Here is an 8,324-nt window from a genome sequence, read left to right on the forward strand (position 1 = left end):
ATCTATATGCTACAAAAAGAGAATCTATCAGATGCTATGCGTTTACTAGCTGGTTTTCTATTATCATTAAAATTATTATTTACCTCTTTCGGCATACACTTTATTACAAACGATCAAATCGACGCTATTGTTAATGTTGTTTCATTTTTATTTATTCTATACTTTGGCTACAAAAATAACTATGTAGGAAAAAAAGGAATGGAGCAAAAGAAAATACTCAAAAAACACAACCTTCACTAAAAAAGGAACCTTTTGTACAGGTTCCTTTTTATCATTGACGCACAACAACTTCATTTGTTTGCAGTGGGCCATATGATATCTCTTTATCTTGAAATGTATATGTAGCCTGAAAGAATGTTTGTTTAAGAGCTTTATCTTTATTAGCTTTTATTTTACAACGTAGTTCCACCTTCTCATTCGGTAACAAATCATCAATTCGCCATCTAACAAGCTGGAATAAAAACTCACTTATCCCCTTATCAACTTTTAAAGAATTAGGAATATAAGCAAAGTAATCTCGAATCATATGACTTACAACAACTCTCGAAATCATTTCTACTCCTTTATTTTCCACTTCAATTCGCATAATAAGTATGTCGTTTACATCGTAGGTCAATTCATACGAAAACTGTTCTGTATACATACTACCAATTTGTAATGTAACGGCTACTTGAGGAAATTCGTTTTCCTTTTTCGATCCGTCAATCCACAATACTGGTTGTAGCGGTATTGAATACTTTCCTGTATCCGAAATTCGTCCCCATATTTTCATAATATATATTCACCTCATTTCAGATGTAACATACACACAATGAATTCCCCAAATTACTAAAGCTTGCTACAAGCAATGTTTAATATTTCTCTTCCTTTTATCCTATTCGACAATATGAAGAAAAAACCATTTTTCATCTATTAACAGAAGGTGTTCTTTATGAAATTTTTTTACAATTTACTTCATTTCCTTTATAGCAATATTCAGTATGGCTCACTCGTTCTCTACTCATACGAAAGAATATTTTGACGGAAGAAAAAGTTTGCCTTATAGTCAAATTTGACTATAATATTCTTTATGGCATATCAGTGCACTTATGGAAAAGAAATTAAAATCAACTATACATTAAAATTTTTTATCCACTGCACTCAAAACTTAATATAGTTTACTTATTTCTAAAGGAGGGTTATATTTGGAAACTCAACCATTAAAAAAAGACGCCAACAAGACAAAATTTGTTGTTGCTGGTTTACTGCTTGGTATATTAATGGCCGCAATGGATAATACAATCGTTGCAACCGCAATGGCAACAATCGTTGGAGACCTAGGAGGATTTGATAAGTTTGTTTGGGTCACATCAGCTTATATGGTAGCAACAATGGCAGGGATGCCTATCTTCGGGAAACTTTCTGATATGTACGGACGGAAACGTTTTTATATTGGTGGCCTCATTCTTTTCTTATTCGGTTCTGCGCTCTGCGGAACAGCTTCAAGTATTGAGCAATTAAGTATTTATAGAGCTATTCAAGGTATCGGTGGTGGTGCCCTTATGCCTATCGCCTTCACAATTATGTACGATATCTTCCCACCAGAAAAACGCGGAAAGATGACAGGACTATTCGGTGCTGTTTTCGGGACATCTAGTGTATTCGGTCCTTTATTAGGTGCTTATATTACAGACTATATAAGTTGGCATTGGGTCTTCTATATTAATATTCCATTAGGACTTATCTCCTTTTTCTTCATTACTAAATACTACAGTGAGTCTCTAGAATTTAGAAAACAAAAAATTGATTGGGCTGGTGCTATTACACTTGTCATAAGTATCGTTTGCTTAATGTTCGCATTAGAACTTGGTGGTAAAGAATATGCCTGGAATTCTACTGTAATTATTGGCTTATTTACAACAGTAGTTATTACGCTTATTATTTTCTTCTTTGTAGAACGAAAAGCAACCGAGCCTATTATTTCGTTCCATCTATTTAAAAAACCTTTATTCGCAGCTAGTCAAGGAGTTGCCTTTTTCTATGGTGCCGCTTTTATTATCTGTACAGTTTATATTCCAATCTTCATTCAAGGCGTTCTTGGAGGTTCCGCCTCTAATGCTGGATTAATTTTAACACCAATGATGGTTGGTTCTGTAATTGGAAGTCAAACCGGAGGACAATTAGCGTCTCGAACAAGCTATCGTAACATTATGATGGTATCTGGTTTCTTCTTCGTTCTTGGTATTTATTTATTAAGTACTTTAACAATGGACACACCTCGTTTACTCGTAACACTATTTATGATTCTCGCTGGGCTTGGTGTCGGTTTCTCATTCTCAGTATTAAGTATGTCTTCTATTCACAAGTTGGAAATGCGAGACCGTGGTTCGGCGACATCAACAAACTCATTCTTCCGATCACTCGGTATGACTCTTGGTGTAACGATTTTCGGTACAATTCAAAATCATATTTTTACAGATAAACTAAACTCTGTATTCCCCCCTGAACTAGCAAAATTAGCTCCAAAAGGCGGAGACACAAGTTTCTTATTATCACCAGGCGCTACCGCAAAAATTCCTGCTGAAATATTAGCGGGTATTAAAGAAGCTCTCGCTACATCTATTGCGAATACATTCTTCTGGGCACTCATCCCGGCTGTACTAAGTATTATTTGTATTTTACTTATGGGAAATGAACGCCTCTTTACAGGCCCTAAAAAGAAAGAAAAACAAAAGCAAGTTAGTTAATATAAAAAAGAAGCGGCATATTCCTTTATGAAAAAGGATATGCCGTTTATAATATGTATAAAGTGAAACTTTAATCAGTGGGGGTTGTTCATCCCCCACTGATTATTAGCCCTCACCAATCTGGTTTTTACGGGCAGTTAATCCCCACCTAACTTCTTTCTTCCACTGAATTTTTGGGTGGGGTCTTACTGCCCGTTAATGCGGGATAAAGTTTTTGTATACAGGAGTTGAGACAGCATGAGCATGAAATTAGTCATTCTCGGCTTGCTACTCGAAGGAGATAAACATCCATATGAAGTGCAGCATATTATGAAAGAACGACAAATGGATTGTTACATTAAATATGCTAAAGGATCACTTTATTACGCCTTCGAGCAATTAGAAAAGCAAGGCGCAATTCATATTACAAATGTAATTAGACACACAAATCGACCTGACAAAACGATTTTTCATATAACAGAAGAAGGCAAAAAACTATTCCACACTTTACTATTAAAACAATTCGAAGCCAAAAACCAAATATATAAACCTATTTATTCAGCCTTATCTTTCGCTCACTTTAGCAATGATCACGAATTAGTTCCTATTTTAGAAAAAAAGAAAAACGATACTCTTCAATATTTACATACTATGCAAACGATATATGATTGTAATAAAGGAAAGGTTCCACGTGCACAACTATATATTTTGCAAAGTGTAATTGAGCATATTACAGTTGAATTACAATGGCTAAACACCCTCCTTAAAGATGCTATAGCAGGCCGACTTTCAGAAGTTGCTATAGATGAAAATTGAGCTATGAAAGAAGACATCCCTACTTCTTTCATAGCTCAATTTCTCTTTTTATACTGTAATATTATTAGTTAATCCAGGATGAAAAGTCATAATAATAAGAAATAAAAACTTTTGAATTTTCTTATTTCAAAACAGTAGACAAAATTCCAAAAATTGTGTTAGAATTTGTTTCAATATCATATCGCTTGTTAAATTCCTTTCAACAGGAAAATAGGTACACGAAAGTTTCGTTTCGTGTTTAAAAGGGAAGCTTGGTGAAACTCCAACACGGTCCCGCCACTGTAAATGCTGAGATTTCTTTTTGGTGCCACTGTGAAAACGGGAAGGTGAAAGAAATTATATGAAGCATAAGTCAGGAGACCTGCCTGTTTTAACAACACTGATAGATTCACGGATGATGATGAGGTGTTAAAACAAAAAGGAAGGCTTATTTTCTATGTCTTTGTACTTTTTGTTATAGGTATTTCCTAGTAAACGGAAATGCTTACTTTCAATTAGGGAGGAATTTAAAATGGCAATTCAAACAAGTAACTTAGGTTATCCACGTATCGGACTACAACGAGAGTGGAAAAAAACATTGGAAGCTTTTTGGTCCAATAAAATCGATGAAGAACAATTTTTAACAACAATGAAAGAAATTCGCCTTCAACACGTAAAAGTACAGCAAGAAAAAGGGATTGAACTCATTCCAATTGGCGACTTTACATATTATGATCACGTTTTGGATACTGCCTATATGCTAGGATTTATTCCATCACGTTTTTCTGAGTTTACATCTTACCTTGATGTATATTTCGCAATGGCGCGTGGCTCTAAAGATCACGTAGCTTCCGAAATGACAAAATGGTTTAACACAAACTATCACTATATCGTTCCTGAATATGAAGAGGGATTACAAATCTCTTTAAAAGATAATCGTCCACTTCGCTTATACGAAGAGGCAAAACAAGAATTAGGAGTAGATGGAAAGCCTGTTATTTTAGGACCATATACTTTCTTAAAATTAGCTAAAGGCTATATACAAGAACAATTTCCTAACATTTTAAAACAGTTAGTTGCACCTTACGTACAACTGCTTTCAGAACTACATGCAGCTGGGGCACAAGCCATTCAAGTTGATGAACCGATTTTCGCTTCTTTAACGAAAGAAGAAGTTCAACAAGCAAAAGAAATTTATGAAGCTATTCGTAAAGAAGTTCCAAATGCGACTCTTCTTTTACAAACATATTTTGATAGCGTAGAAGAAAACTATGAAGAAATTATTACATTCCCGGTATCCGGTATTGGATTAGATTTCATTCATGGTAAAGAAGGTAATCTAAATGCTATTTCAAAATATGGATTCCCAGCTGATAAAACTTTAGCTGTCGGTTGTATAGATGGCCGTAACATTTGGAGAGCTGACCTTGATGAAGTTCTTGAGTTATTTACAACGTTACAAAAACAAGTCCAAACGAAAGATATCATCGTTCAGCCTTCTTGTAGCTTATTGCATACACCAATCGATAAAACAGAAGAAACTCACTTATCGACTGAGCTGTTTGATGCGTTAGCATTTGCAAATCAAAAATTAGAAGAGTTAGTTCTTATTCATTCCGCTCTCACTCAAGGTACAGAAAGCATTAGTAATGAGCTGGAAACATATCGAAACGTACATCATACAATTCGTTCATCTGCTGCACGTAACCGAGAAGATGTCAAAGCAGCACGAACAGCACTAAAAGAAGAAGATTTTTCACGTCCTCTTCCATTTGAAAAACGATACGAATTACAACAAGTTGCCCTGAAGTTACCGCTATTACCAACAACGACTATTGGTAGCTTCCCGCAAACAACTGAAGTTCGTCAAACGCGAAAAGAATGGCGTAACGGTGTTATCTCAAATGAACAATATGAACAATTTATTGAAAAAGAGACAGAAAAATGGATTCGTTACCAAGAAGAAATTGGGCTTGATGTACTTGTACATGGTGAATTTGAAAGAACTGACATGGTTGAATATTTTGGTGAGCGCCTTGCTGGTTTCTCATTCACTAAAAACGGTTGGGTACAATCTTACGGTTCCCGCTGCGTAAAACCACCTGTTATTTATGGTGATGTAGCCTTTATTAACGGCATGACTATTAAGGAAACAGTTTATGCACAAAGCTTAACAGAGAAAGTTGTAAAAGGAATGTTAACCGGACCTGTTACAATTTTAAATTGGTCCTTCGTTCGAAATGATATTCCAAGAAAAGAAGTTTCGTATCAAATTGCACTAGCTCTTCGTCACGAAATTGAACTACTTGAATCTTCTGGAATTAGAGTAATCCAAGTCGATGAGCCCGCACTTCGTGAAGGAATGCCACTAAAAGAAAAAGATTGGGATGCTTATATTACATGGGCAGTACAATCCTTCCTTTTAGCAACTTCTTCTGTAGCAAATGAAACACAAATTCATACTCATATGTGTTACAGTAACTTCGAAGATATTGTTGACGCGATTCGCGCATTAGATGCAGATGTAATTTCTATCGAAACATCAAGAAGTCACGGAGAATTTATTGATACATTAAAACATACAACATATGAAAAAGGCATTGGCCTAGGTGTATATGATATTCATAGCCCACGTGTACCGAGTAAAGATGAAATGTATAAAATCGTAGAACAATCTTTAGAAGTATGTGATCCTAAATATTTCTGGATTAATCCCGATTGTGGTTTAAAAACGAGAAGAACAGAAGAAGTTATTCCAGCTTTAGAACATATGGTGCAAGCAGCGAAAGATGCTCGTTCCCTTTTAAAAACAAACGCATAACAAAAATGGGTTATCCTTTTCTCAGGATAACCCATTTTTTATTCTTTACTTTCAAAAAAGAATTCATATTGTATTTTATATAATTCATCATCCGTTGGCTCTTCAAGAGGAATTGCTTGTAATACAACTGTATACTCACCATTTGGAATAGGTATTTGAAATTTATTAGAAAGAATACTCGTTATAACGATACTTTCATTTTCAACTGTAAAAGGAACCGTAATCGTTCTAACTACTTCTTCTTTTTCAATATGTTTCCCTGGGGTCACTTTCACTTCACAAGTATAATCAGAAAGTGCTTCAAAAATAACAGTTCCATCTGCCTTAGCATAACCTCTTTCAAAATCTTCATCAGTCCAATCTACATAAGGCTGCTCACCGTCATAGTTCATCAACATTAATTGCGAATAAGAAATCGTTAACTCCATAGTTCCCCTTCTCCTTCATTATGAAATATACAACTACTACTTCACTTCAAATTTTACTCGCGTACCATCTGGGTATTTATCTAACTTATTCCCTACCCAAGAGCCTGCTCCACGGTTATCCGCCGGACTTATATATTCAATATGTGCTCCTTTTCCGCCTTCCTTGCACATCGCCATTGGCCATTCATCACGATCATACCCTTTTTTTGATGGATATGGTGCTAACGACAATTTCCTTCTATCTGCAGCACCACCACGATCGATTGTACAAACTTCTGAATGCCCTTCTTTTATAGCATCCGTAATATGTTTTCCTGTCTCTGGATAACGTTCTTTCGGAAATTCTAACACTTGATCATACGTATTCGTTTTCTTTACACTTGTTTCCTCTGGCACAAGTACTTCATAAACTGCTACTAAAATAGACAGAATTGCGATAATTGAAATGATAATACCTTTTAATTGCTTCATGTATACCTCCATGTTTCTACCAGTTTCTTTTCCTCCGTTATTATAACAAACTTCTCCTGTATATGTTTTCAGACATTATTTTAGTTATTCCTTGCCATTCCGCCAAAAATTTTCATTTTTTCACTAATGCTGTAGAAAACTAATAGCCTTCCGACATTCTTTTTCAAAGGAAGTCCTCATAAAAGATTGAAATGATATATACGATACTTTTTGGGGAGGAAATATGATGGAAGCTACCTATAAAACGAAAGATGTCACGAATAAAACAGGCATCCCAAAACATATAGTTCGCAAATATAGTCAGCTGTTAGAGGAACATGGTTATATGATTTCCAAAACAGCTGATGCTCGTATTTATAAACTTGATGATTTAAAACTATTGAAATCTATACACGAAAGAGCTGCTACATTACAAGAAGATATTTCAGAAACGATACCGATTATTTTAAAAGAAAAAGAGGCCCCACCTGTACCAGTTATACAAGATAAGCAAGAGATACAAACGAAAGAAAAAGAAGATGGGCGTAACTTTGAGGAGTTCATGTTAAAACTTGAAATGCTAGCTCAATTAAATGAAGCAATTATTCATCAAAATTCTACTCTAATTACACAAAATCGTTTAAAGGATGAGAAACTAGACGAATTGATGCAACAAGTTTATGTAAAAGAAGGCTCTCAAGAAAAAATGCTTCAAGAGTTAGTCGATCACGCCGCTCAAACAGATGCACTGCAAAAAGAAAAGATGGACTTATTAATGAATCATATGTATAAACGAGAATCCAAACAGGAAGAAAAAATGAATAAACTTGTTAGTCAAATTTATAACAAAGACAGTAACCGTGATGCACAGCTTATGCAAGTTATTCGAGAAATTCAAGAAACAAAAAGAATGGTTGCTGCCTCAAAAGAGCAAAGCTTCTTTCAATCATTTAAAAGTTTATTTAGCCGAGTAAAACAAGAAAAAACAAATGAATAAACAATATAAAATAAAAAGTTACCTTTCATCGGTAACTTTTATTCCTTATTTTGTACAGCTGGTAATATAATAATTGCTTCAGTGCCTTTTCCACTTTCACTCTTATATTCCAATGTACCATTATGCGC

8 protein-coding genes and 1 riboswitch are annotated in these 8,324 nt (G+C 34.9%); of the genes, 5 read left to right on the forward strand and 3 right to left on the reverse strand.

All coding sequences use genetic code 11. The features are described from left to right. Nucleotides 1–6: 6 nt before the first annotated feature. Nucleotides 7–240 carry an SPP1 phage holin family protein gene (locus tag ABWK52_RS12085; protein ID WP_000939448.1) on the forward strand — a complete coding sequence of 78 codons (234 nt, stop codon included), beginning with the start codon at nucleotides 7–9 and terminating at the stop codon, nucleotides 238–240. A gap of 31 nt (nucleotides 241–271) precedes the next feature. Here ABWK52_RS12085 and ABWK52_RS12090 read toward each other — a convergent pair whose 3' ends face one another. Then, entirely contained in the window at nucleotides 272–772 is a 501-nt protein-coding gene (locus ABWK52_RS12090; RefSeq protein WP_000708120.1) for a hypothetical protein, read from the reverse strand. A 412-nt stretch (nucleotides 773–1,184) separates the two neighbouring features. On the opposite strand from ABWK52_RS12090, the gene ABWK52_RS12095 reads away from it, so the two are divergent. From ABWK52_RS12095 to metE, 3 genes are all read left to right on the forward strand, one after another. After that, nucleotides 1,185–2,726 carry an MDR family MFS transporter gene (locus tag ABWK52_RS12095; protein ID WP_000449900.1) on the forward strand — a complete coding sequence of 514 codons (1,542 nt, stop codon included), beginning with the start codon at nucleotides 1,185–1,187 and terminating at the stop codon, nucleotides 2,724–2,726. Nucleotides 2,727–2,963: 237 nt separating this feature from the next. Beyond that, nucleotides 2,964–3,521: a PadR family transcriptional regulator gene (locus tag ABWK52_RS12100; protein ID WP_098541580.1), complete on the forward strand. Its 558-nt coding sequence runs from the start codon at nucleotides 2,964–2,966 to the stop codon at nucleotides 3,519–3,521. A 195-nt stretch (nucleotides 3,522–3,716) separates the two neighbouring features. Next, a riboswitch (cobalamin riboswitch) is annotated at nucleotides 3,717–3,904 on the forward strand. Between the two features lie 128 nt (nucleotides 3,905–4,032). Then, nucleotides 4,033–6,321 carry a 5-methyltetrahydropteroyltriglutamate--homocysteine S-methyltransferase gene (gene metE, locus ABWK52_RS12105; RefSeq protein ID WP_097999116.1) on the forward strand — a complete coding sequence of 763 codons (2,289 nt, stop codon included), beginning with the start codon at nucleotides 4,033–4,035 and terminating at the stop codon, nucleotides 6,319–6,321. Nucleotides 6,322–6,359: 38 nt separating this feature from the next. On the opposite strand, the gene comJ is transcribed toward metE, so the two are convergent. Both comJ and nucA read right to left on the reverse strand, forming a co-directional pair. Continuing rightward, nucleotides 6,360–6,749: a competence protein ComJ gene (gene comJ, locus ABWK52_RS12110; protein WP_000424030.1), complete on the reverse strand. Its 390-nt coding sequence runs from the start codon at nucleotides 6,747–6,749 to the stop codon at nucleotides 6,360–6,362. Nucleotides 6,750–6,785: 36 nt separating this feature from the next. Further along, complete coding sequence (nucA, locus tag ABWK52_RS12115) at nucleotides 6,786–7,220, reverse strand: DNA-entry nuclease (protein WP_000811494.1); 435 nt, start codon at nucleotides 7,218–7,220, stop codon at nucleotides 6,786–6,788. 226 nt (nucleotides 7,221–7,446) lie between these two features. Between nucA and ABWK52_RS12120 the strand changes: the two genes are divergently transcribed. Further along, nucleotides 7,447–8,196, forward strand: coding sequence for a DUF3967 domain-containing protein (locus ABWK52_RS12120; protein ID WP_098508259.1), 750 nt, complete (start codon nucleotides 7,447–7,449; stop codon nucleotides 8,194–8,196). Nucleotides 8,197–8,324 lie beyond the last annotated feature (128 nt).

The organism is Bacillus sp. AP50, from assembly GCF_040492675.1.
GTDB classification, from domain to species: Bacteria; Bacillota; Bacilli; order Bacillales; family Bacillaceae_G; genus Bacillus_A; species Bacillus_A cereus.